At 62.1% G+C, this 23,595-nt stretch carries 18 protein-coding genes and 2 pseudogenes; 11 read left to right on the top strand and 9 right to left on the bottom strand.

The annotated features are described in order from the left end of the window. Nucleotides 1-2: 2 nt before the first annotated feature. The 6 genes and pseudogenes from BOP93_RS10375 to BOP93_RS10395 form a co-directional block, all read right to left on the bottom strand. Complete coding sequence (locus BOP93_RS10375) at nucleotides 3-1,484, bottom strand: aldehyde dehydrogenase (protein ID WP_104502526.1); 1,482 nt, start codon at nucleotides 1,482-1,484, stop codon at nucleotides 3-5. Next, entirely contained in the window at nucleotides 1,481-2,314 is an 834-nt protein-coding gene (locus BOP93_RS10380; RefSeq protein WP_104502527.1) for an alpha/beta fold hydrolase, read from the bottom strand. Before BOP93_RS10380 ends, BOP93_RS10375 begins: the two co-directional genes overlap by 4 nt. 39 nt (nucleotides 2,315-2,353) lie before the next feature. Further along, complete coding sequence (locus tag BOP93_RS10385; RefSeq protein ID WP_065883587.1) at nucleotides 2,354-2,944, bottom strand: amino acid synthesis family protein; 591 nt, start codon at nucleotides 2,942-2,944, stop codon at nucleotides 2,354-2,356. 249 nt (nucleotides 2,945-3,193) lie between these two features. Then, nucleotides 3,194-3,709, bottom strand: a pseudogene (locus BOP93_RS28155) (methyl-accepting chemotaxis protein); the annotation flags it as partial. A gap of 345 nt (nucleotides 3,710-4,054) precedes the next feature. Then, nucleotides 4,055-5,137, bottom strand: a pseudogene (locus BOP93_RS28160) (HAMP domain-containing protein); the annotation flags it as partial. A gap of 143 nt (nucleotides 5,138-5,280) precedes the next feature. Beyond that, complete coding sequence (locus BOP93_RS10395) at nucleotides 5,281-6,171, bottom strand: bestrophin family protein (RefSeq protein WP_057721971.1); 891 nt, start codon at nucleotides 6,169-6,171, stop codon at nucleotides 5,281-5,283. A gap of 329 nt (nucleotides 6,172-6,500) precedes the next feature. Here BOP93_RS10395 and BOP93_RS10400 point away from each other — a divergent pair, with 329 nt between their 5' ends. Further along, nucleotides 6,501-7,352: a hypothetical protein gene (locus BOP93_RS10400; protein WP_170875999.1), complete on the top strand. Its 852-nt coding sequence runs from the start codon at nucleotides 6,501-6,503 to the stop codon at nucleotides 7,350-7,352. 2 nt (nucleotides 7,353-7,354) lie between these two features. Continuing rightward, the gene (locus BOP93_RS10405; RefSeq protein WP_167400615.1) at nucleotides 7,355-8,380 is read left to right on the top strand and encodes a GGDEF domain-containing protein; all 1,026 of its coding nucleotides are present in this window, start codon (nucleotides 7,355-7,357) and stop codon (nucleotides 8,378-8,380) included. Between the two features lie 17 nt (nucleotides 8,381-8,397). Here the strand turns inward: BOP93_RS10405 and BOP93_RS10410 are convergent, their stop codons facing one another. After that, nucleotides 8,398-8,697, bottom strand: coding sequence for an ArsR/SmtB family transcription factor (locus tag BOP93_RS10410; protein ID WP_065883595.1), 300 nt, complete (start codon nucleotides 8,695-8,697; stop codon nucleotides 8,398-8,400). A gap of 92 nt (nucleotides 8,698-8,789) precedes the next feature. Here BOP93_RS10410 and BOP93_RS10415 point away from each other — a divergent pair, with 92 nt between their 5' ends. Together BOP93_RS10415 and BOP93_RS10420 are read left to right on the top strand one after the other, a co-directional pair. Beyond that, complete coding sequence (locus BOP93_RS10415; RefSeq protein ID WP_104502530.1) at nucleotides 8,790-9,881, top strand: NADH:flavin oxidoreductase/NADH oxidase; 1,092 nt, start codon at nucleotides 8,790-8,792, stop codon at nucleotides 9,879-9,881. 288 nt (nucleotides 9,882-10,169) lie between these two features. Then, complete coding sequence (locus tag BOP93_RS10420; protein WP_104502531.1) at nucleotides 10,170-12,305, top strand: TonB-dependent siderophore receptor; 2,136 nt, start codon at nucleotides 10,170-10,172, stop codon at nucleotides 12,303-12,305. A 139-nt stretch (nucleotides 12,306-12,444) separates the two neighbouring features. On the opposite strand, the gene BOP93_RS10425 is transcribed toward BOP93_RS10420, so the two are convergent. Beyond that, a complete protein-coding gene (locus BOP93_RS10425) occupies nucleotides 12,445-13,167 on the bottom strand; it encodes a FadR/GntR family transcriptional regulator (protein ID WP_057721977.1) in 723 nt (240 codons plus the stop codon). Between the two features lie 48 nt (nucleotides 13,168-13,215). Continuing rightward, nucleotides 13,216-14,952, bottom strand: a complete 1,737-nt coding sequence (locus tag BOP93_RS10430; protein ID WP_104502532.1) for an IlvD/Edd family dehydratase — start codon at nucleotides 14,950-14,952, stop codon at nucleotides 13,216-13,218. A gap of 192 nt (nucleotides 14,953-15,144) precedes the next feature. On the opposite strand from BOP93_RS10430, the gene BOP93_RS10435 reads away from it, so the two are divergent. The 7 genes from BOP93_RS10435 to araH all read left to right on the top strand — a co-directional run bounded on the left by BOP93_RS10435 (nucleotide 15,145) and on the right by araH (nucleotide 23,564). Then, nucleotides 15,145-16,467, top strand: a complete 1,323-nt coding sequence (locus BOP93_RS10435; RefSeq protein ID WP_104502533.1) for an MFS transporter — start codon at nucleotides 15,145-15,147, stop codon at nucleotides 16,465-16,467. 15 nt (nucleotides 16,468-16,482) lie between these two features. Further along, nucleotides 16,483-17,472: an AraD1 family protein gene (gene araD1 / locus BOP93_RS10440; protein WP_104502534.1), complete on the top strand. Its 990-nt coding sequence runs from the start codon at nucleotides 16,483-16,485 to the stop codon at nucleotides 17,470-17,472. Nucleotides 17,473-17,483: 11 nt separating this feature from the next. Further along, nucleotides 17,484-19,064 carry an aldehyde dehydrogenase (NADP(+)) gene (locus BOP93_RS10445; protein WP_104502535.1) on the top strand — a complete coding sequence of 527 codons (1,581 nt, stop codon included), beginning with the start codon at nucleotides 17,484-17,486 and terminating at the stop codon, nucleotides 19,062-19,064. 16 nt (nucleotides 19,065-19,080) lie between these two features. Beyond that, nucleotides 19,081-19,944 carry an SMP-30/gluconolactonase/LRE family protein gene (locus BOP93_RS10450; RefSeq protein ID WP_104502536.1) on the top strand — a complete coding sequence of 288 codons (864 nt, stop codon included), beginning with the start codon at nucleotides 19,081-19,083 and terminating at the stop codon, nucleotides 19,942-19,944. Nucleotides 19,945-20,082: 138 nt separating this feature from the next. Next, nucleotides 20,083-21,087, top strand: a complete 1,005-nt coding sequence (locus BOP93_RS10460; protein WP_065883611.1) for a substrate-binding domain-containing protein — start codon at nucleotides 20,083-20,085, stop codon at nucleotides 21,085-21,087. Then, a complete protein-coding gene (gene araG / locus BOP93_RS10465) occupies nucleotides 21,084-22,586 on the top strand; it encodes an L-arabinose ABC transporter ATP-binding protein AraG (protein WP_104502537.1) in 1,503 nt (500 codons plus the stop codon). Before BOP93_RS10460 ends, araG begins: the two co-directional genes overlap by 4 nt. Nucleotides 22,587-22,595: 9 nt before the next feature. Next, the gene (gene araH / locus BOP93_RS10470) at nucleotides 22,596-23,564 is read left to right on the top strand and encodes an L-arabinose ABC transporter permease AraH (RefSeq protein ID WP_104502538.1); all 969 of its coding nucleotides are present in this window, start codon (nucleotides 22,596-22,598) and stop codon (nucleotides 23,562-23,564) included. The last annotated feature ends 31 nt before the right edge of the window (nucleotides 23,565-23,595 follow it).

A 23,595-nucleotide genomic window follows, 5' to 3' on the forward strand; every position in this document is an offset into this window, starting at 1 on the left:
TCTTAACGCATCACAAAGGGATCAGGCATGGGCGCCTGGGACAGGTTGATCCACACCGTCTTCAGCTCGGTGTAGGCCAGCACCGAATCGATGCCGCTTTCGCGTCCGTAGCCGCTGTTCTTGAAGCCGCCGATGGGCGCCATGGCCGAGACGGCGCGGTAGGTGTTGACCCAGATAATCCCCGAGCGCACGTCGCGGGCCAGTCGATGGGCGCGGCCCAGGTCGCGGGTCCAGATGCCGGCGGCGAGGCCGAACTGGGAGTCGTTGGCAATCGCCAGCGCTTGGGCTTCATCCTTGAAACGAATCACCGAAGCCACTGGGCCGAACACTTCTTCCTGCATGATTTTCATTGAGTTGGCGTCGCACTCGAACAGCGTCGGCTCATAGAACCAGCCTGCACCGAGGTTCTGCGGGCGTTTGCCACCGGTGCGCAGGCGTGCGCCTTCGGCGATGGCATCCGCCACCAGGCCTTCGACCACAGCCAGTTGCTGGGCGGTGGCCATGGGGCCCATTTCGCTGGCATCGTCCAGAGGGTTGCCGATGCGGATGCGCTCGGCGCGCTGCACCAGGCGCTCGACGAACTCGTCGTAGATTTCATCCTGCACCAGCAGGCGCGAACCCGACACGCAACTTTGCCCTGACGCCGCGTAGATACCGGCAATCGCACCGTTGATGGCGCTGTCGAGGTCGGCGTCGGCAAAAATGATATTCGGTGACTTGCCGCCCAGTTCCAGCGACAGTTTGGCGAAGTTCTCCGCACTGCTGCGCACCACATGCCGTGCGGTGGCCGCGCCGCCGGTGAAGGCGATTTTGCGCACCAGTGGGTGACGGGTGAGGGCGGCGCCGGTACTTGGGCCGTAGCCGGTCACCACGTTGACCACGCCCGGTGGAATGCCGGCTTCGAGGGCCAGGCGCGCCAGTTCCAGGACGGTCGCCGAAGCGTGTTCCGAGGGCTTGATCACGATGGTGTTGCCTGCCGCGAGGGCCGGCGCGAGCTTGATCGCCGTCAGGTACAGCGGGCTGTTCCACGGAATGATCGCGGCGACCACGCCCATGGCTTCGTGGACCGTGTAGGCGAACAGGTCCGGCTTGTCCAGCGGCAAGGTGCCGCCTTCGAGCTTGTTGGCCAGGCCTGCGGTGTAGTGGAAGAACTCCGGCAGGTAGCTGACCTGGCCGCGGGTCTCGCGGATCAGCTTGCCGTTGTCGCGACTTTCCAACTGCGCCAGTTGTTCGGTGTTCTGTGCGATCAAGTCACCCAGGCGGCGCAGCAGTTTGCCCCGTGCGGTGGCGCTGAGGCCGCGCCAGGCCAGGCTCTCGAAAGCCGTTTGCGCGGCCTGTACGGCGCGGTCCACGTCGGCTTCATCGGCATCGGGCAGTTGCGCCCACGGTTCGGCCAGGGCCGGGTTGAGGCTGTCGAAAGTCTTGCCGGACAGGGCATCGACCCATTCACCGCCGATGCACATCTGGAAGCGTGCGAGTGTCATGCAACGATCCCCTTTATTGGATTATTTTGGGTGTACACGGTGTCGAGGAACCCCAGCAGCAGGCTGTTGACCAGGCGCGGTGATTCCACCGGCATCATATGCCGTTGCTCGGCCAGCACCGCAACCGTGGCGCCGGGAATACAGTCGGCCAGTTGCCGGGCCATTTCCGGCGTCGAGCCGGGGTCCAGTTCGCCGGTGGCGACGAGGGTGGGCACGCGCAGGCCCTTGAGGTCGTCGGCGCGGTACATGTCCTGGGTCGCAAACAGCTCGTAGGTGGTGAGGTAGCCCTGGGGGTCGTTGCCCGCCAGGGTCTGGCGCAGCGCGGCGATCTGCGCCGGGTTGGCCGCCTGGTATTCAGGGCTGAACCAGCGCGACAGCGCCGCTTGCGCATTCGCATCCGGGCCGTGCTCGGCGGCCTGGGCCGTGCGCGCGATGACGCCGGCACGCTGCTCGGGGCTGCGGTTGAACACACTGTTGAGCACCACCAGGCTTTTGAGGCGGTCGGGGTAATGCAGGGCAAACGCCCGTGCGACCAGGCCGCCCATGGAAAACCCGATCACCGTGGCCTGGGGCACTTGCAGGTGGTCGAGCAGTTCCAGCAACTGGTCCGCATAGCCGAGCAACGGCGTGCCGGCGGCCGGGCGCGGGCTGGCGCCATGGCCGAGCATGTCATAGCTGATCACATGGTATTTCGTGGCCAGGCCAACGACTTGCCCGCCCCACATTTCTTTATTCAGGCCCACGCCGTGGATCAAAACCACAGGCTGGCCTTGGCCGGTCGCCAGGTAACTGGTGCCGGCCGGGGTGCGTTCAGCGGTGAGCCGAATCATGGAGCGCTCCTGCATGCTTTTTGTCATGGCCGGTGTTGCTTACTGGGCTTGTTCAGCCGCCAGCTCTTCCAGGTCGATATAACGGTTGCCGATCCGTGGGTGCAGGCGACCGCCATCGGCGCAGCCCAGCACCACGACGATTTCGTCGGCGCGCGGCGCGTCTTCGATCTGCATTTCCAGGGTGATGTAGTGCGAGCGCAGGCCTTCGTCGTCCTTGTGCATCATCGGAATCTGGATCGAGGTGCCCGGGCCGCCGCGCTTGTTGGTGAAGCTCAGGTAGCTCTTGGCCTTGACCGCTTCACGGTAGTGGTTGCCGAAGCGCAGGGTATGGATGATCGCGCTTGCGTGTTCGATCTCGCCATCGGCACCCACCACGGCCGCTTTGCCGTAGGCCTCGATGTTCTCGGCGCCGCCGATGATGGCGACCAGGCGCTCGACCATCAGCGCGCCGAGGTCGGAGCAGTTGGCACGAATTTCCGGCTTCAGGTCTTCGACGAAACCACGACCCAGCCAGGGGTTTTTCAGCACCACGGCCAGGCCGACCATTTTCACGGGCGTGTCGGAGGCTTTGCCGCCCTCGATAAAGGTCTCTTCTACATAGCTGACGATCTTGCGGATTTCGAAACTCATGGGCTGCTCCGTCTAAGTGAGGGTCTGCGTATGATGGTATACCATAATACGAGAAGCGCAATAGCTGTAGGGGCGAGCGTGCTCGCGAAAAACTCACAGGCACCGCGTTCATTCAGGAAGCACGCGTTATCGTTGAAGTTTTTCGCGAGCAAGCTCGCTCCTACAGTTGCTCGCTGGCAGTGCTTGAGGGGGGGAAGGGGTGCAGCGATCAGGCGGTGAAGGGCTCACCGCCTGCTTTGGGAGAGGACGTCAGAACTTGAAGCGGCCCACCAGACCGTTGAGCTGACCGGAAATGTCGGTCAAACGCCCCGAGCCGGTCTGCGCCGTATGCGCAAACTCTTCAACCAGCTGCGCATCGGCATGGATCTGCGCGATGTGCCGGTTGATCTCTTCGGCCACCTGGTGCTGTTCTTCGGCGGCCGTGGCGATCTGGGTGTTCTGGTCGCGAATCGAGTCCACCGAGCCACGGATCTTTTCGAAGCTGTCGCGGGCCTGCTGGATACGCTCGACGCTGGTGTGCGACACCAGCAAACTGCCTTGCATCTGTTGGGTGACTTCCTGGGTGCGGCGGGCAAGATTGCCCAGCAGGCTGTCGATCTCGCCGGTGGAGTCGGCGGTGCGTCGAGCCAGGGCGCGGACTTCGTCGGCCACCACCGCAAAACCACGGCCCTGGTCGCCGGCGCGGGCCGCCTCGATCGCGGCGTTGAGCGCCAACAGGTTGGTCTGTTCGGCAATCGAACGGATGGTGTCGAGGATGGTGTTGATGTTCTGGCTGTCCTGCTCCAGCAACTGCATGGTCTGGGTCGACTTCTGCAAGTCTTCGCTGAGCTTGAGCACGCTGCCGGTGGCTTCGCCGATGTGCTGCTGGCCGTTGTGTACGTCGCGATAGCCTTCGTCGGCACTCACCGCAGCGGCGCTGCAGGAACGGGCCACTTCATTGGCGGTTGCCACCATCTCGTTGAAGGCGGTGCTCACCAGTTCCACCGCTTCGCGTTGGCGACCGGCGGCCTGGTTCATGTTACTGGCCACTTCGCTGGTGTCGGCGGCGGCGGTTTGCAGGTCCGAGGACGCGTTGCCGATGCGTTGCACCAGTTGGGCAATCATGCCCAGGAACTGGTTGAACCAGCCGGCGAGGATGGCGGTTTCGTCCTTGCCTTGCACCTTGAGCTGACGCGTGAGGTCGCCTTCACCTTCGGCGATTTCCTGCAGGCCATCGGCCACGCCGCGAATCGGGCGCACGATCACGCGGGCGAAACTGGCGCCGACAATGGCGAACACGACGGCCAATACCGCGGCGATGGCCGCGATCAACCAGGTCAGGCGGGTCGCGCCGGCCATTACTTCATCGCGCTTGATCAGGCCGATAAAGCGCCAGCCCAGGTCTTTGGAGCTGACCACGTTGGCCATGTAGGCCACGCCGTCGATGTCGACCTGAGTCACGCCGTCGCCGCCCTTGGCCAGTTCGGCGTAGTTGGGGCCCAGGTCGGCCAGGGGCTTGAAGTTGTGCTTGGCATCGCTGGGGTCTACCAGCACGTTGCCGTTGTCTTCCACCAGCATCAAGTAGCCGCTGTCGCCCAGCTTGATGGTGCGTACCAGTTCAGTGAGTTGCTTGAGCGACACGTCCAGGCCGACCACGCCGAGGATATTGCCCGTGGCATCGGCGACGGTGCGCACGGTGCCGATCAGCACCACATCGTCCGGCGCCCAGTAGTAGGCACCGGTGCGCACGGTCTTGCCCGGTGCAGCGACGGCGGCCTGGTACCACGGGCGCACGCGTGGGTCGTAGTTGTTCAGCTTGGTGTCGTCCGGCCAGCTGGCGTAGCCGCCATCGCGCAGGCCCAGGGACAGGTAGGCGGTGCTGGGATGGCTTTTGGCGAACTGGTCGAATATCGCCAGCAGCTCGATATTGGTCGGTGTGAGGGGGATTTTCGCCCCATCCGCGCCGGCGTAGCTTTTCAGGTCCTTGGCCGCAACAACGCGCGGGTCCTTGGCCACGAATTCCACGTTCTGGCTGATGCCGTCGAAAAACTGCTTCATGCCATTGTCGATCTGGCGGATCTCGCGACCGCTGCTGTCGAGAAAGTTGGCAAGGGCGCCTTCGCGCACATTCAACACCACAATAACGGCGACCAGGATGACCGGCACGCACGCGATGGCCGCAAACGCCCATGTCAGCTTCTGCTTGATATTCATGACTTCACCCGCGGGTATTTATAGTTTTGGCAAGGGGGAAACGGTCGTGCTAAGCGTCGCATGCGTTGTTATGGGGCCGAGGCCATGCGTACCCTCGGTTTATCGACCGAGGGCGCCGGCACTTGAGGGGGAAGGGCGGGGACTCAGCCGATTTGATCGCCGGCCAGGGCGTCACGGCGCATGGACTGCAGGTTTTTCTCGATGGTTTCGCAGATGGCTTCCATTTGGATCTGATGTTCGCTGGAGCGAAACGGGCTTTGCAGGTCGGTGCCGATGCGTTCGATCGCCAGCAGCATGAAGCCCACCACCGTAGAGGCCAACGGGGTGAACCAACCGAGGGATTCCACCAGGCCCACCGGTACGATCAGGCAGAACAGCGAAATGAACAGCCGTGGGAAATACACGTAGGGGTAGGGCAGCGGCGTGTTGGCGATGCGCTCCATGCCGCCCTGGGCATTGGACAGGTCCACCAGGGTCGACTCCAGCCGCGCCAGGCGGATGCTGTCCAGATGACCGGCCTTGTATTCCCGGGCGAGCAAGGCGGCCGAGCCGGTCAGGATGTCGTTGGCAAAGTTGTTGGTGGCGCCATTGCGTGCGAATTCCTCGTCTGGGATGAACGCGCGCACTTCCTCCGGGCAGGGCTCGCCCTTGAGGTGCGCGGCCAGGCAATTCACATAGGCCACATGACGGCGCAGCAGGGTCGATTTGATCGGGTTCACTTCGCTGTCGGGGTCGTCCAGCAGGGTCAGCACCTGGCGCGCGAAGCTGCGCGAGTTGTTGACCATCGAGCCCCATAAAGTGCGCGCTTCCCACCAGCGGTTGTAGGCGCTGCTGTTACGAAAGCTGATCAGCACCACCAGCGCCGAACCCAGCAAGGTCAGGGGCATCAGCGGCAGGTTGATCTTGGAGTTGAGGAACAGCATGAAATCCACCGTGACGGCGATATCCCACAACAACAGCCAGAACAGGGCCCAGCCCACATAGCCCATGGTCTTGATGATCAGGCGGTATTTCTTGAGAAGGGCAGCTTTCAAACGAGAACCTCGCGCGTGCGTTTGGCGACAATGCCAGGTTACGACGCCGCAGGCGGATGAAGGTTCGCCCAACGAGACCTGGTTGGATGTTTTAGCGCGACGCCGGGGTGGATGTAACAGGAAGTGTCTTCGAACTGCCGATGGCAGGAGGCACCGGCAAACTGGAACAACTTTGGTACTGATGACGTCTTGCGCAGCAATCGCTGTACATTGCGTTCGAGGCAAAAAGCCATTAACCGCAGGGTTTACCACGTGATTTGTTTTGGGGCCGGGCTGCAGGGATTTCGTAGCTGAGATCAGGAATCAAGTTGGATGATCAGGGCTCTTTCATGCATGTCAGTTCGTTGAAGTCGGCTATGTGGAGTACCGCGCAAGCAATCGAACGTCATAAGGATTTTGAATCGTGCTTGAGAGCGCATTACCACGTGCTGCTCGTGCCCTATTCCAGACGACCGTTTTTCTACAAGAGTGCACTTAAGTACAGTCGTCTGATGGTGTCGTTTGCGTTATTGAGTGAGTACTTCGCCACACCGTTACCGTTGTTGTCCGAAGTTAAAACCCTGTGCGTGACGCGCAGGTATTGTTCAAAAAACAGCCTGGAATCAATGTTTCTGTTATTACGCGCGCTGGGCTTCATGGAGGTGGCGCCGCACCCGGAAGACAGCCGTTTCCGAGTGTATGCGCCCTCGGATGAAGCCTGCCGTGAAGCACGCTTGATGTTGAACTCGCTTACCGAGTCGTTGGCGCGGCTGTACCCTGACCGGGCGATATTCCGGAAAATGCGCGAGCTGGATGATCGCGGCTTCCTGGCCCTCTACTTCAGGGGCTTTGCCATCATTCTCGACGCCGACCTGACGGTCGATGTATTGCTGCCCGAGTGTTACTGGCTGGTGAAAAGAGACGCCGGGCACCTGTTGATGCTGGCCATTTATAACGATGCCTTTGCGCCGGAAAATGATCGGGCAACGTTCAGGTCATCGTCTTATCTTGCATTGGCCAAGCAACTTTCGGTGTCCAAGACCCACATTATCCGAATGGTTCAGGAGGGCGTTGAAAAGGGCTATTTCAAAGCGCACTCCAAGACCCGCCTGGAAGTGCTGCCACCCTTCGTCAGCCTGGTAAAGCGGTTCATGGCCTTTTCATTTGCGGTGGGCCTGCATGCTATTGAAATGGGAGCGTAAGGATGCCGGCTCACTTGAAGTTGAGACCCAGGATGCGCAGGTTACTGTCGCCTGCGGTCACGCAAGCCGAATGGATAGGCATCATTGCCTGGACAGGTATCGGTTGGATGCAGGCAACGCTGTTGGACCTGTATATGTTGAGTGTCACCCTTGCCCTGTTGCTTGTTTGCCGTGTTCATTCGCTGACGACGAACTTTCTACTGTGGCGCTTGCTGGGGGTGACCTACATCGTGCTGTTGTCAGTGGGGTTTGCCTATGTGATTCACTTGAATCCGCAATTGCGTATCTATGGCTTGCCCTTGGCGGTCACGCTGGTGGTCGGCAGCGCCATCCTGTTTATCAGCGTTCAGGACTATCTGGTCGGCGCGCTGTCGGTGTGGCTCATCCTGTGGTCGCCCATGCAGGCCGAGCTGTATGCCGCAACCCAAGGCTATCTGTTGATATTTTGCGCCTCGTCGGTGTCGATCGGTTTTATCCTCAGTTACTCGTACCTGAAGAACCTGCGTTCGGTGTTGCTGGTGGAAAGTGAGTTTCGCGCCTTGGCCGAGACCGATTACCTGACGTCTATCCTCAACCGGCGCGCGTTCATGCAGAGCTTCGAAAAGTTGCTCGACAGCGGCCACGGTGGCTACTTCATCATGCTCGACATCGACAGTTTCAAGGCGATGAACGACCGGTATGGCCACGACGTTGGCGACAAAATTCTGCGCGCGATGGCGCTCTGCCTGAAAAACGCCACAGGCAGCTACAGCTTTGGAAGGATCGGCGGGGAAGAGTTCGGCGTGCTGTTGCAGGGCGATGACCCGGCGTTTGCCTGCGAGTTTGTGCTGGATTTGCTGCAGGCGATCCGTTGCAGCGTCGCGGCCCCGCACAACTATACGTGCAGTGCCGGCATGGCGCGCTTTGCCTCAGGTGACGAACTGTCGATGGTACTCAAGATCGCCGACAAGAACCTGTATGGCGCCAAGCGCAATGGCAAGGACTGTGTGCATCTGGATGGCGCGCCGCTGCGGCCCGTCGCGGCCTGAAGCGCTGCCGGCGTGATTCAGCGCTGGGCCAGTACGCTGGCCAGCAACCCGGGGAAACGCTCCTCGAGTTCATCACGGCGCAATGAGTTCATGTGGGTGGTGCCCACATTGCGCGTGTTCACCAGGCCGGCGTCGCGCAATACCCTGAAGTGGTGGGACACGCTGGATTTGGGTCGCCCACCGTCCAGTTCACCACAGGTGGCTTCGGGCACGTCGGCCAGGCAGCGCACGATTTCCAGGCGCACGGGGTCGCTGAGGGCGTAAAGCAGACGCTCCAGCGTGAGTTCTTGCAGGGTAGGGTGTTTGAATGCGCGCATGGAGCAAATCATAACAGGGGGGTGGCACTGGACACCATAGTTCGATTACCATCGAACTATCGAATCAATCCACCTTTCCCTCGGAGTATCTGATGTCCGCATTATTCGAACCGTTCAAACTCAAAGACGTCACCCTGCGCAATCGCATTGCCATTCCACCGATGTGCCAATACAGGGCCGACGACGGCATGGTCAATGACTGGCACCACGTGCACCTGGCCAGCATGGCCCGTGGCGGTGCCGGCCTGCTGGTGGTCGAGGCCACCGCCGTCTCGCCTGAGGGGCGTATCACTCCAGGCTGCGCCGGTATCTGGAGCGATGCCCATGCCGAGGCGTTCGTGCCCATGGTCAAGGCCATCAAGGCGGCGGGGTGCGTACCGGGTATCCAGATCGCCCACGCCGGTCGCAAAGCCAGCGCCAACCGCCCATGGGAAGGCGACGACCACATCCCTGCGTCCGATGCCCGTAGCTGGGAAACCATCGCCCCGTCGGCGATTGCGTTCGGCGAGAACCTGCCCAAGGTGCCGCGTGCCATGACCCTGGACGATATCGCCCGGGTCCGGCAGGATTTCGTCGACGCCGCCCGTCGCGCCCGTGATGCCGGTTTTGAGTGGATCGAACTGCACTTCGCCCATGGCTACCTGGGCCAGAGCTTTTTTTCCGAACACTCCAACCAGCGCACCGACGCCTACGGTGGCAGCTTCGACAACCGCAGCCGCTTCCTCCTGGAAACCCTGGCCGCCGTGCGCGAAGTCTGGCCGGAAAACCTGCCGCTTACCGCACGCTTCGGTGTGATCGAATACGACGGTCGCGATGAGCAGACCCTCACCGAGTCCATCGAATTGGCTCGCCGTTTCAAGGCCGGTGGTCTGGACCTGCTGAGCGTCAGCGTCGGGTTCACCATTCCCGACACCAACATCCCGTGGGGCCCGGCCTTCCTGGGCCCGATCGCCGAGCGTGTGCGCCGCGAAGCGGGTATTGCGGTGACGTCGGCGTGGGGCTTTGGTACGCCGCAACTGGCCGAAGGCGCGCTGCAGGCCGGGCATCTTGACCTGGTGTCGGTGGGCCGTGCACACCTGGCCGATCCGCATTGGGCGTACTTTGCGGCCAAGGAACTGGGCGTGGACAAATCCTCCTGGACCTTGCCGGCGCCTTATGCGCATTGGTTGGAACGCTATCGCTGAGGCCAGTAGAAAGCGTTTTTGCGCACATCTAAATGTGGGAGGGGGCTTGCCCCCGATAGCAGTGGGTCAGTCTAAGTATTTTTGACTGATGCACCGCCATCGGGGGCAAGCCCCCTCCCACATTTGTTTTTCATCCATCAGACAATCCGCGCCACTTCGTACAAAGCTGATACACGAAAAATAACAAATGAGAACGGATATCAAACGAGAATGCATTGATATATGATGCGCGGCGAATTCTTGGCAGGTTTGCCGCCCCATCTGGCTCATTCACTAGGTTCAACATCCATGCGTCGTACCCTGATTTCCATCTGTGTGCTGCAGGCGTTTTCCCCGTTCAGTTGGGCAGATAGTGTCCCCACCGAAAAAACCAGCCTTGAGTTGCAAGCGACCACTGTGACCGGCACGGCGGATTTCGAGACGGCTCAAGGACCGGTCAAGGGCTACCACGCCACACGTTCAGCCAGTGCGACGCGTACCGACACTTCGATTCATGAAACCCCGCAGTCCATCAGCGTGGTGTCCAAGGAGGTGGTTGAGGACATTGGCGCAACGCGCCTGCAGGATGCCCTCGACTATGCCGGCGGCGTGGGGCGTGCCAACAACTTCGGCGGCCAGGGCCTGACCACCTTCACCGTGCGTGGCTTTACCACCGGTGAGTTCTACCGCAACGGCTTCCCGATCAACCGCGGGTACCCGAACATGCCGGATGCCAATTCCATCGAGCGCCTGGAGGTATTGCGCGGCCCTGCGACCATGCTCTACGGCCGTGGCGATCCGGGTGGCACGTTCAATGTGGTGTCCAAGCAGCCGCTGGCCGAACGCAGCGTCACCCTCGGCAGCCAAGTCAATGACCAGGGCATGCAGCGCGGCACCCTGGACGCCTCCGGTCCGCTGGACGAAGAGGGCCGCCTGGCCTATCGCCTGAACGTGGTGGGCGAGGGCGGCGACACCTTTCGCGACCATGTCGAGACCGAACGTTACGGCGTGGCGCCGGTGATCACCTGGCAGGCCAGCGATGACACCAAGGTGATCTTCGAAGGCGACTTCATGCGCAACAATCACCCGCTGGACCGTGGTCTGACGCGCTTTCCCAACCAGCGCGGCACGCCGTCGCGCGATACGTTCTGGGGCGACAAGGACGCGGGCAAGCTGCACAACGACAACAACATGGCGCAATTGCGTTTCGAGCATGCGCTCAACGACAACTGGACCCTCGGCGGCGGCTTCCAGTGGCTGGACGGCAGTTTGAAAGGCAACGCCATCGAAGCCAACGGGCCGGGCAGCCTGGGCGCCGATGGCCGCACCCTGCAACGCAACTTCAACTACCGCAAGCTGGAGTGGACCGACAAGGACTACCAACTCAATCTGACCGGGCATTTTTCCACCGGCGCGTTCGATCACACCTTGCTCACGGGCGTCGAATACGAGGATTACGACTACAAGTCGATCATCCAGCGTTCCAGTGCGGCTGCGGGGACTTACCCGATCGACATCTTCAACCCGGTCTACGGCCAGCCTCGTCCAGCGCTGACCCGCACGCCCACCCACGACAAGGAAAACCTTAAGACCTACGCCGTCTTTGTGCAGGATCAGGTCGCTTTGACCGAGCGTTTGAAAGTGCTGGCGGGTGCGCGCTTCGAACGCTTTGAGCATGATTACGAAAACTATGTGCCAGCAGGCAAGAGCTGGCAGGCCGCCGACAACGCCGTTACCCCGCGTGTGGGTATGATCTACGACCTCACCGACACCGTCGCGGTGTATGCCGACGCCGCCCGTTCGTTCAAGCCCAACACCGGCGCAAGCCGCGAAGGTGGCGGTTTTGCACCGGAGAAAGGCAAGTCCTACGAGCTGGGTATCAAGTGGGAAGCGCTTGACCGCCAACTGAGCGTCGACGCGGCGATCTACCAGATCGACAAGAAAAACGTGCTGACCACCGACCCGGTTGACAATACCTTCAGTGTCGCCGCCGGCCAGGTGCGCAGCCGCGGGTTCGACCTGAACGTGGCGGGCAACCTCACACCCGAGTGGCGCATGATCGGCGGTTACGCTTACGTGGATGCCGAAGTCACCCGCGACAATACATTGCGCTCCGGCACCCGCTTGATGAACATCCCGCGCAACAGCTTCAGCCTGCTCAACGTCTACGAGTTCCAGGACGGCGCGCTGAAAGGGCTGGGCCTTGGCGCCGGCGGCAAATACGTCGACCAGCGCGCGGGCCAGACCGCCAATACGACCTTCTCGATGGACGCCTACACCGTGGTCGATCTGCTCGGTTACTACAAAATCAATGAACAGGTACGCGTCAATCTGGACGTGAAAAACCTGTTCAACCGTGAGTATGAGGAAGGCGCCTTCGGCAATATCTACGCCTACCCAGGCGCGCCGCGTACGGTGCAGGTCGGAATCGCCTACAACCTCTAAATATGAACGCACATCCAAATGTGGGAGGGGGCTTGCCCCCGATAGCGGTGGGTCAGTCAGATTATCTGGTACTGATACACCGCCATCGGGGGCAAGCCCCCTCCCACATTTGATCCCGTTTACTTACACTCCGGGCCCGTTACAGCGGCGTCAACACATTCATCACCGTATCCAGCGCCACGCGGGTGTCATCCAGTTGCACCAGCGAGGCATGCCGCGCGCCCAGCGCGTCACGGTTTTTTATCGCGGTCAGAATCGCCTTGTGCCGGGGCAGGCTCAACCCCTGGATATCCGGGCGGCGGTTGGTGATGTTGATCGATTCACGCAACGGCAGCGACAGCATGTTGCACATGTAGGCGAGCAGGTCGTTGCGGGTGGCGTCGGCAATCGCGCGGTGAAAGTCCAGGTCGGCCTGCAACAGCTCGTCGTGAGTCTTGGCGGTTTCCATGCCCTGGTACGCGTGTTCGATGGTGGCGATGTCTTCATCGGTGGCGGTGGTCGCGGCCATGGCGGCGATTTCCGGTTCGAGAATGCGCCGCACCCCGGCCAGGGTATTGAAGAATTCACTGTGGGGCGTGGACTGCATCAACCAGGACAGCACGTCCGGGTCGAGCAGGTGCCATTTCAAGCGTGGCCGCACTACGGCGCCCACCCGGGGCTTGGAATACACCAGGCCCTTGGCGCTGAGCACCCGCGTCGCCTCGCGGAGCACCGAACGGCTGACCTTGTATTCCTCGCACAGCGTGGCTTCCATGGGCAGTCTTTCTTCCGGCTTGAAGCGACCGGAAACGATGTGCATGCCCAAGTCCTGAACGATCTGGGCATGCATGCTCTTGCGCGGCTTGGGCGGCTGGTGATCCATAACGACGGGCAGGCTCTGGCTTAGATTCGCCGCATCATAGCATCCCAATTAATGGGAATGCCGTGGGACTTCGGCGCCACGGCAGCCCACCAGGAAGTCAAAGTCGCAGCCCTGGTCGGCCTGCAGCACATGGTCGATGTACAGCTGGCGATAGCCGCCGACGATGAGTTTTTCAGTGGGCGCCAGGTCCGCCATGCGCGCCGCCAGCTCTGCGTCCGGGATGTCCAGGTGCAGGCGGCCGTTGGCGCAGTCCAGTTCGATCCAGTCGCCTTCCTTCACCGCGGCCAACGGCCCGCCGGCCGCCGCTTCCGGCGCCACGTGCAGCACCACCGTGCCGTAGGCCGTGCCGCTCATGCGCGCATCGGAAATACGCACCATGTCCGTCACGCCCTGGGCCAGCAGCTTGGCCGGCAGGCCCATGTTGCCGACTTCAGCCATGCCTGGATAACCCTTGGGCCCGCAGTTTTTCATGACCAGGATCGAGTTGGCGTCCACGTCCAGTTCCGGGTCGTTGATGCGTGCCTTGTACATGTCGAAGTTTTCGAACACCACCGCGCGGCCACGGTGCTGCATCAGCTCGGCGCTGGCGGCCGATGGCTTGAGCACCGCTCCCAGGGGCGCCAGGTTGCCGCGCAACACGCAGATGCCGCCGTCGGCGCGGATCGGGTTGTCGAGGGTGCGGATCACTTCGTCCTGGCCGTAGATCGGCGAGTCCTTGGTGTTCTCGCCCAACGACTTGCCGTTGACGGTCAAGGCATTCGGATGCGGGATCAGGTCGGCTTCGCCCAGGCGGCGCAGCACGGCGGGCAGGCCACCGGCGTAGTAGAACTCCTCCATCAGGAAGCGCCCCGACGGCTGCAAATCGACAATGGTCGGCATGCCACGGCCGATGCGCGTCCAGTCATCCAGGTCGAGCTCGACGCCGATGCGCCCGGCGATGGCTTTCAAGTGAATCACCGCGTTGGTCGAACCGCCAATGGCCGCGTTGACGCGAATCGCGTTTTCAAACGCTTCTTTGGTGAGGATCTTCGACAGCTTCAAGTCTTCGCGCACCATCTCCACCGCGCGCATGCCCGACATGTGCGCCAGCACATAACGCCGCGCATCCACCGCCGGAATCGCCGCGTTGTGCGGCAGGGAGGTGCCCAGCGCTTCGGCCATGCAGGCCATGGTCGACGCGGTGCCCATGGTGTTGCAGGTACCCGCCGAGCGCGACATGCCGCCTTCGGCTGCGAGGAAATCATCCAGGGTAATGGTGCCGGCCTTGACCTGTTCGCTGAGCTGCCACACTACCGTGCCCGAGCCGATGTCCTGGCCCTTGTGCTTGCCGTTGAGCATCGGCCCGCCGGTGACGACGATGGCCGGCACATCACAACTGGCGGCGCCCATCAGCAGCGCGGGGGTGGTTTTGTCGCAGCCGGTCAGCAGCACCACGCCGTCAATCGGGTTGCCGCGAATCGCTTCTTCCACGTCCATGCTCGCCAGGTTGCGCGTGAGCATGGCGGTAGGGCGCAGGTTGGATTCGCCATTGGAGAACACCGGGAATTCCACCGGGAAGCCACCGGCTTCGATCACGCCGCGTTTGACGTGCTCGGCGATCTGGCGGAAATGCGCGTTGCACGGGGTCAGCTCCGACCAGGTGTTGCAGATGCCGATGATCGGCTTGCCATGGAACTGATGGTCGGCAATGCCCTGGTTCTTCATCCAGCTGCGGTACATGAAGCCGTTCTTGTCGGCAGTACCAAACCACTGGGCGGAGCGTAGGCCGGGCTTTTTATCAGACATGATCGATTCTCTTATTGTATGACTATATGTTCTAACCGTAGCTAAACATAAGCGCAAAAACCAAGCTTTGGAAGAGTTGTTTTGTAAATAGTCCTACTATATAGTCTTTCTCAACTGAGGTATGACCCTGGCGGATTTTCGCGAGAGGCGTCCCCCGAGCTTCTATAAAAACAACAATCGGAGATCGACCCCATGAGCCAGGAACTGCGGCTTATTCGGCGCATCACGCTGAAACTGATTCCCTTCCTGATCCTGCTGTACCTGATTGCCTATGTGGACCGCTCCGCCGTGGGCTTCGCCAAGCTGCACATGGGCGCCGACGTCGGCATCGGCGATGCGGCCTATGGCCTGGGCGCCGGGTTGTTCTTCATTGGCTACTTCCTGTTCGAGATTCCCAGCAACCTGATGCTCGACCGCTTCGGCGCGCGGCGCTGGTTTGCGCGCATCATGATCACCTGGGGCACCATCACCATCGGCATGGCCTTTGTGCAGGGGCCGCACAGCTTCTACGTGATGCGCTTTCTGCTCGGCGCGGCCGAGGCGGGGTTCTTTCCGGGCGTGCTGTACTACATCACCCAGTGGTTCCCGGTGCGCCATCGCGGCAAGATTCTCGGGCTGTTCATTCTGTCCCAACCCATCGCCATGATGATCACCGGCCCGGTGTCGGGCGGCCTGCTGGGCATGGATGGCATCCTCGGCCTGCACGGCTGGCAGTGGCTGTTTATCGTGATCGGCACCCCGGCGATCCTGCTGACCTGGCCGGTGCTGCGCTACCTGCCGGACGGCCCCAAGCAAGTCAAGTGGATGAGCGAGGAGGAGAAGGCCTGGCTCACGGGTGAGTTGAACAAAGACCTGCAAGCCTACGGCCAGACCCGCCACGGCAACCCGCTGCATGCGTTGAAAGACAAGCGCGTGTTGCTGCTGGCGCTGTTCTACCTGCCGGTGACCTTGAGCATCTACGGCCTGGGCCTGTGGCTGCCGACCTTGATCAAGCAGTTCGGCGGCAGTGACCTCACCACCGGCTTCATCTCCGCCGTGCCTTACCTCTTTGGCATCATCGGTCTGCTGATCATCCCGCGCAGTTCCGACCGTCTGAACGACCGTTACGGCCATCTCGCCGTGCTCTATGTGCTGGGCGCCATCGGCCTGTTCTCAAGTGCCTGGCTGAGTGCGCCGGTGCTGCAAATGGCGGCGCTGTGCCTGGCCGCATTCGCCCTGTTTTCCTGCACGGCGGTGTTCTGGACCTTGCCGGGGCGCTTCTTCGCCGGCGCCAGTGCGGCGGCGGGTATTGCGTTGATCAACTCGGTGGGCAACCTCGGCGGCTACATCGGCCCGTTCGTGATCGGTGCGCTCAAGGAATACACCGGCAACCTGGCTTCGGGCCTGTACTTCCTGTCGGCGGTGATGGTGTTCGGGCTGGTCTTGACCGGCGTGGTCTACCGTGTGCTGGAGCGCAAGCATGTGCTGCCCGTTGACCAATTCGCCGCCAGCGCCCGCGGCGCCACACGACCTTAACCTGGGAGAAAATTCATGCGTTTAGTTCAGTTCGAGTCAAGCAACGGCGAACGCCGCGTCGGCGTCGTCGAGGGCAGACAACTGCGTGAGGTGCGCACCGCGCGCAGCGTGCGCGAGTTGGCCCTGGCCGCCATCGAAGCGGGCGTGGGCCTGGAACAACAGGTGAACAGCCTCGGCCTGGGCGACAGCCATGACTATGCGAGCCTGCTGGCCGACCTGAAGGTCCTGCCGCCGCTGGATCATCCGGACCCTGCACACATGCTCATCAGCGGCACCGGGCTAACCCACCTGGGCAGCGCTTCGGCGCGGGACAAGATGCACCAGGCCGGCGACGAGACCGCCTTGACCGACACCATGCGCATCTTCAAATGGGGCGTGGAGGGCGGCAAGCCGGCGGCCGGCCAGGCGGGCGTGCAACCGGAGTGGTTCTACAAGGGCGACGGCAGCACCGTCGTGCGCCCGGGCGCAGCCTTCCCGGTGCCGCCGTTTGCCGAAGACGCCGGTGAAGAGCCGGAAATCGGCGGCCTTTACGTGATCGGCCCGGACAGCAAGCCCTATCGTGTGGGCTTTGCGGTGGGCAACGAATTCTCCGACCACATCATGGAGCGCAAGAACTACCTGTACCTGGCCCATTCCAAACTGCGCAGTTGCAGCTATGGCCCGGAGGTGCGCGTGGGCGAGTTGCCCCAGCACTTGTCGGGCACCAGCCGTATCCTGCGCAACGGCGAGGAAATCTGGCGGAACGAATTCCTCAGCGGCGAGGCCAATATGTGCCACAGCCTGGAAAACCTCGAATACCACCACTTCAAATACCGCCAGTTCCTCAAGCCTGGCGATGTGCATATTCACTTCTTCGGCACCGCCACGCTGTCATTTGCCGACGGTATACGTACCCAGGCCGGCGATGTGTTCGAGATCAGCCAGGCTGAGTTCGGCGCGCCGCTGGTCAACCGTGTCGGCAGCAGCGAAGCGGCATTCGAACCCGGCAACGTCATCACCCTTTAAAGGAGAGCCTCATGACCCAGTTCCTCGGCCACAATTTCATCGGCGGCCAGCGCAGCGCCAACGGCAGCGTCAAGTTGCAAAGCGTTGACGCGACCACTGGCGAAGCCTTGCCCCAGGATTTCTACCAGGCCACCCCGGAGGAGGTGGACGCCGCCGCCAAGGCCGCCGCGCAGGCTTACCCGGCGTACCGCGCCCTGAGTGCCGCGCGCCGCGCACAGTTCCTGGATGCGATCGCCGACGAACTGGATGCCCTGAGCGATAACTTCATTGAGTTGGTTTGCCGTGAAACCGCACTGCCGGCAGCGCGCATCAAAGGCGAGCGCGGGCGTACCAGCGGCCAAATGCGCTTGTTCGCGACCGTGCTGCGTCGCGGTGATTTCTACGGTGCGCGTATCGATAAGGCACTGCCTGATCGCCAGCCGCTGCCGCGCCCGGACCTGCGCCAATACCGCATCGGCCTCGGCCCGGTCGCCGTGTTCGGCGCCAGCAACTTCCCCCTGGCGTTTTCCACGGCCGGTGGCGATACCGCGGCGGCGTTGGCGGCAGGCTGCCCGGTGGTGTTCAAGGCCCACAGCGGCCATATGGCGACGGCTGAACAGGTCGCCGATGCAATCATTCGCGCTGCGCAAGCAACCGAGATGCCCGCCGGTGTATTCAACATGATTTTTGGTGGCGGCGTCGGCGAAGCGCTGGTCAAGCACCCGGCGATCCAGGCGGTGGGCTTTACCGGCTCGCTCAAGGGCGGCCGTGCCCTGTGCGACATGGCCGCAGCCCGCCCGCAACCGATCCCGGTATTTGCCGAGATGTCGAGCATCAACCCGGTGATTGTATTGCCCCAGGCCCTCAAGGCACGGGCCGAAAGCGTGGCCCGCGACCTGACCGCTTCGGTGGTGCAAGGCTGCGGTCAGTTCTGCACCAACCCAGGCCTGGTGATCGGCATCGCTTCGCCCGAATTCAGCGCATTCACCCAACAAGTGGCGCAGCTGATCGGCGAGCAACCGGCGCAGACCATGCTCAACGCCGGCACCCTGGGCAGCTACGGCAAGGGCCTGGAAAAACTCCTGTCCCACCCTGGCATTGAACACCTGGCCGGCAACGCGCAATCGGGCAACCAGGCGCAGCCGCAACTGTTCAAAGCCGATGTACGCCTGTTGATCGACGGCGACGAAGTGCTGCAGGAAGAAGTCTTCGGCCCCACCACGGTGTTTGTCGAAGTCGCCGACCAGGCCCAGCTCAGCACCGCCTTGCACGGCCTGCACGGGCAGTTGACGGCGACGATCATTGGTGAGCCGGCCGACCTGCAACAGTTCGCCGAGCTGACGCCGCTGCTGGAGCAGAAAGTCGGGCGCATCCTGCTCAACGGATACCCCACCGGCGTGGAAGTCTGCGATTCAATGGTGCACGGCGGGCCGTACCCGGCCACCTCCGATGCCCGTGGCACCTCGGTCGGCACCTTGGCCATCGATCGTTTCCTGCGCCCGGTGTGCTTCCAGAACTACCCTGACAGCCTGCTGCCCGACGCGCTGAAGAACGCCAACCCGCTGCGTATCCAGCGGCTGGTGGATGGCGCGCCGTCTCGCGAATCGCTGTAAGTCACCCGGAGGCTTCATGACATTGAGCGCAGTCACCTCACACCGTGCCCGGTTGGGCGAAGGGCCATTCTGGGATGTGCTTTCCCAGGCCCTTTATTGGGTGGATATCGCCGCCCGGCAGGCGCTGCGCCTGATGGACGGGCAGTTGCGGGTCTGGCAATTACCCGAGCACGTCTCGGCGTTCATTCCCTGTGAAAGCGGCGATGCACTGGTGACCCTGAGCAGCGGTGTGTACCGGCTGGACTTGAGCACCGAAGCCTTGACCCTGCTGTGCGTGGCAGACCCGCAAGCGGGCAACCGTGGCAATGAAGCGCGCTGCGATGCCCAGGGCCGACTGTGGCTGGGCACCATGCAGAACAATATTGGCGAGCAGGGTGAAGACCTGCCGATCACGCGACGCTCCGGCGGGCTGTTTCGCATCGATGCCGATGCGACGGTCACGCCGTTGCTCAGCGGCTTGGGCATTCCCAATACCTTGCTGTGGAACGAGGAGGGTAGCCAGGTGCACTTTGGCGACAGCCTGGATGGCACGCTCTATCAGCATTCGATCCACGCCGATGGCCGGCTGGCACCCGCACAGGTGTGGTTCGGCCCGCACGAACGCGGCGGGCCGGACGGCTCGGCCATGGACACTCAAGGCTATATCTGGAATGCGCGCTGGGACGGCAGTTGCCTGCTGCGCCTGGCGCCTGACGGTGAGGTGGACCGCATCATCGAACTGCCGGTCAGCCGGCCCACCAGTTGCGTTTTCGGTGGAGCGGATCTCACCACCCTGTATATCACCAGCGCCGCGAGCCCCCTGGGTCACTCCCTGGACGGTGCGGTGCTGGCCCTGGAAGTTGATGTCCCTGGAAAACCTTGCACTCGCTTTGCCGGATAAACCCTGTAGGAGCGAGCTTGCTCGCGAAAAACGTCAACGATAACGCGTTCATCCTGGATGAACGCGGTGCTCTCAGGTTTTTCGCGAGCAAGCTCGCTCCTACACAAAAACATAAAACAACAACAAGGAGTCACCCGTATGAATCGTCGTCGTGGTTTGCGTTCCCTGTGCTGCGCCGCTGTGGCGGTCTCGGCCATGAGCTTGAGCGGGCTGTTGCTGGCCGCTGAAGAAGTGAAGATCGGCTTCCTGGTCAAACAGGCCGAAGAACCCTGGTTCCAGACCGAATGGGCCTTCGCCGAAAAAGCCGGCAAGGAGCACGGTTTCACTGTGATCAAGATCGCCGTGCCGGATGGCGAGAAAACCCTCTCGGCCATCGACAGCCTGGCCGCCAACGGCGCCAAGGGATTCGTGATCTGCCCGCCGGACGTGTCCCTCGGCCCGGCCATCGTCGCCAAGGCCAAGGTCAACGGCCTCAAAGTAATGGCCGTGGACGACCGCTTCGTCGACGCCAAGGGCAACTTCATGGAAGACGTGCCGTACCTGGGCATGGCCGCGTTTGAAGTCGGCCAGAAACAGGGCGCCGCGATGGCCGCCGAAGCGAAAAAACGCGGCTGGGACTGGAAGGACACCTACGCGGTGATCAACACCTTCAACGAACTCGACACCGGCAAGAAACGCACCGACGGCTCGATCAAATCCCTGGAAGAAGCCGGCATTCCCAAGGACCATATCCTCACCGCCGCGCTTAAAACCCTCGACGTGCCCGGCAGCATGGACGCCACCAACTCGGCCCTGGTCAAGCTGCCCAGCGGCGCGAAAAACCTGATTATCGGCGGCATGAACGACAACACCGTGCTCGGTGGCGTACGTGCCACTGAAAGCGCCGGCTTCAAGGCCGCCAACGTCATTGGCATCGGCATCAATGGCACCGACGCCATCGGCGAATTGAAGAAAGCCGACAGCGGCTTCTTCGGCTCGATGCTGCCAAGCCCGCATATCGAGGGCTACAACACCGCGCTGGCGATGTACGAGTGGGTCACCACCGGTAAAGAGCCCGCCAAATACACCGCCATGGACGAAGTGACCCTGATCACCCGCGCCAATTTCCAGGAAGAATTGACCAAGATCGGGCTGTGGAAATGACCGCTGCGGCCCTGCGTTTTGACGGTATCGGCAAAACCTTCCCTGGGGTCAAGGCGCTCGATGGCATCAGCTTCACCGCGCACCCGGGGCAAGTGCACGCCCTGATGGGCGAGAACGGTGCGGGTAAATCGACGCTGCTGAAGATCCTGGGTGGTGCCTATATTCCCAGCAGCGGCACGGTGCAGATCGGCGAGCAGGTCATGGCCTTCAAGAACGCCGCCGACAGCATTGCCAGCGGCGTGGCGGTGATTCACCAGGAGCTGCACCTGGTGCCGGAAATGACCGTGGCCGAGAACCTGTTCCTCGGGCATTTGCCGTCGCGTTTTGGCGTGGTCAACCGCGGCGTGCTGCGTCAGCAGGCGCTGGCGTGCCTCAAGGGCCTGGCCGATGAAATCGATCCCCAGGAAAAGCTCGGGCGCCTGTCCCTGGGCCAGCGCCAACTGGTGGAAATCGCCAAAGCGCTGTCCCGTGGCGCCCATGTGATTGCCTTCGATGAACCGACCAGCAGCCTGTCGGCGCGCGAGATCGATCGCTTGATGGCGATCATTGCGCGCCTGCGCGATGAGGGCAAAGTGGTGCTCTACGTGTCGCACCGCATGGAAGAAGTGTTCCGTATCTGCAATGCGGTGACGGTGTTCAAGGACGGGCGCTTCGTGCGCACCTTCGAGGACATGAGCGCGCTGAGCCACGATCAGTTGGTGACCTGCATGGTCGGCCGCGATATCCAGGACATCTACGACTATCGCCCGCGCGAGCACGGCGACGTCGCCCTGAACGTCGACGGCCTGCTCGGTCCCGGCCTGCGCGAGCCGATCAGTTTCAATGTGCGCAAAGGCGAGATCCTCGGCCTGTTCGGGTTGGTGGGGGCAGGGCGCACGGAACTGTTCCGCCTGCTCAGCGGCCTGGAGCGTGCCAGTGCCGGCCGCCTGGAGTTGTGCGGTGAGCCGCTGCAATTGCGTTCACCGCGCGATGCCATCGCGGCCGGTGTGCTGTTGTGCCCGGAAGACCGCAAGAAGGAGGGCATCATTCCGCTGTCCAGCGTCGCCGAAAACATCAACATCAGTGCCCGGGGCGCGCATTCGGCGTTCGGCTGGCTGCTACGCGATGGCTGGGAAAAGGGCAACGCCGACGGGCAAATCAAGGCCATGAAGGTCAAGACGCCGAGCGCCGAGCAGAAAATTATGTACCTGTCCGGCGGCAACCAACAAAAGGCCATTCTTGGCCGCTGGCTGTCGATGCCGATGAAGGTGCTGCTGCTGGATGAGCCCACGCGCGGTATCGATATCGGCGCCAAGGCCGAGATTTACCAGATCATCCACAACCTTGCGGCCCAGGGTATTGCGGTGATCGTAGTGTCCAGCGACCTGATGGAAGTCATGGGCATTTCCGACCGCATCCTGGTGCTGTGCGAAGGCGCCATGCGCGGTGAACAACTGCGCGAAAACGCGACTGAATCCAACCTGCTGCAGCTGGCCTTGCCGCGCGGCCTGGCGAACTGAGAGACGACCATGACCCTTCAAAACAACGCGTTGCCGTCGGCACGCAAACCCCTCGATCTGCGCGCACTGCTCGACAACTGGGCCATGCTGCTGGCGGCGGTGGGCATCTTTGTGCTGTGTGCCTTGTTGATCGATAACTTCCTCTCGCCGCTGAACATGCGCGGGCTGGGCCTGGCGATTTCCACGGTGGGCATTGCTGCGTGCACCATGCTGTTCTGCCTGGCTTCCGGGCATTTCGACTTGTCGGTGGGCTCGGTGATTGCCTGCGCCGGCGTGGTGGCGGCGATTGTGATGCGCGATACCGACAGCGTGATGCTGGGCATCGGCGCAGCGCTGTTGATGGGCCTGATGGTGGGCCTGATCAACGGCATCGTTATCGCCAAGCTGCGGGTTAACGCGTTGATCACGACCCTGGCGACCATGCAGATCGTGCGTGGCCTGGCCTATATCTTTGCCGACGGCAAAGCGGTGGGCGTGTCCCAGGATCAGTTCTTCGTGTTCGGCAACGGCCAGTTGTTCGGCGTGCCGGTGCCGATCCTGATCACCATCGTGTGCTTCCTGTTCTTCGGCTGGTTGCTCAATTACACCACCTACGGGCGCAACACCATGGCCATCGGCGGTAACCCGGAAGCGGCGTTGCTGGCCGGCGTGAACGTTGATCGCACCAAGATCCTGATCTTCGCCGTGCACGGTTTGATCGGCGCGTTGGCCGGGGTGATCCTGGCCTCGCGCATGACCTCCGGCCAACCGATGATCGGCCAGGGCTTCGAGCTGACGGTGATTTCGGCCTGTGTGCTGGGCGGGGTGTCATTGAGTGGCGGTATCGGCATGATCCGCCATGTGATTGCCGGGGTGTTGATCCTGGCGATCATCGAGAATGCGATGAACCTGAAAAACATCGACACGTTTTATCAGTATGTGATTCGCGGCTCGATCCTGCTGCTGGCCGTGGTCATCGACCGCATGAAACAACGCTGAATCCAAGTTATCTGGAGATCAAATGTGGGAG

The sequence above is a fragment of the Pseudomonas orientalis genome (genome assembly GCF_002934065.1).
GTDB classification, from domain to species: domain Bacteria; phylum Pseudomonadota; class Gammaproteobacteria; order Pseudomonadales; family Pseudomonadaceae; genus Aquipseudomonas; species Aquipseudomonas orientalis_A.

Coding starts and splice junctions, on each gene's coding strand:
- araG (WP_104502537.1), top strand. CDS start 21,084: ATGACCGCTGCGGCCCTGCGTTTTGACGGTATCGGCAAAACCTTCCCT.
- araD1 (WP_104502534.1), top strand. CDS start 16,483: ATGCGTTTAGTTCAGTTCGAGTCAAGCAACGGCGAACGCCGCGTCGGC.
- BOP93_RS10460 (WP_065883611.1), top strand. CDS start 20,083: ATGAATCGTCGTCGTGGTTTGCGTTCCCTGTGCTGCGCCGCTGTGGCG.
- BOP93_RS10405 (WP_167400615.1), top strand. CDS start 7,355: ATGCCGGCTCACTTGAAGTTGAGACCCAGGATGCGCAGGTTACTGTCG.
- BOP93_RS10415 (WP_104502530.1), top strand. CDS start 8,790: ATGTCCGCATTATTCGAACCGTTCAAACTCAAAGACGTCACCCTGCGC.
- BOP93_RS10380 (WP_104502527.1), bottom strand. CDS start 2,314: ATGATTCGGCTCACCGCTGAACGCACCCCGGCCGGCACCAGTTACCTG.
- BOP93_RS10435 (WP_104502533.1), top strand. CDS start 15,145: ATGAGCCAGGAACTGCGGCTTATTCGGCGCATCACGCTGAAACTGATT.
- araH (WP_104502538.1), top strand. CDS start 22,596: ATGACCCTTCAAAACAACGCGTTGCCGTCGGCACGCAAACCCCTCGAT.
- BOP93_RS10445 (WP_104502535.1), top strand. CDS start 17,484: ATGACCCAGTTCCTCGGCCACAATTTCATCGGCGGCCAGCGCAGCGCC.
- BOP93_RS10430 (WP_104502532.1), bottom strand. CDS start 14,952: ATGTCTGATAAAAAGCCCGGCCTACGCTCCGCCCAGTGGTTTGGTACT.
- BOP93_RS10425 (WP_057721977.1), bottom strand. CDS start 13,167: ATGGATCACCAGCCGCCCAAGCCGCGCAAGAGCATGCATGCCCAGATC.
- BOP93_RS10450 (WP_104502536.1), top strand. CDS start 19,081: ATGACATTGAGCGCAGTCACCTCACACCGTGCCCGGTTGGGCGAAGGG.
- BOP93_RS10375 (WP_104502526.1), bottom strand. CDS start 1,484: ATGACACTCGCACGCTTCCAGATGTGCATCGGCGGTGAATGGGTCGAT.
- BOP93_RS10420 (WP_104502531.1), top strand. CDS start 10,170: ATGCGTCGTACCCTGATTTCCATCTGTGTGCTGCAGGCGTTTTCCCCG.
- BOP93_RS10385 (WP_065883587.1), bottom strand. CDS start 2,944: ATGAGTTTCGAAATCCGCAAGATCGTCAGCTATGTAGAAGAGACCTTT.
- BOP93_RS10410 (WP_065883595.1), bottom strand. CDS start 8,697: ATGCGCGCATTCAAACACCCTACCCTGCAAGAACTCACGCTGGAGCGT.
- BOP93_RS10400 (WP_170875999.1), top strand. CDS start 6,501: ATGCATGTCAGTTCGTTGAAGTCGGCTATGTGGAGTACCGCGCAAGCA.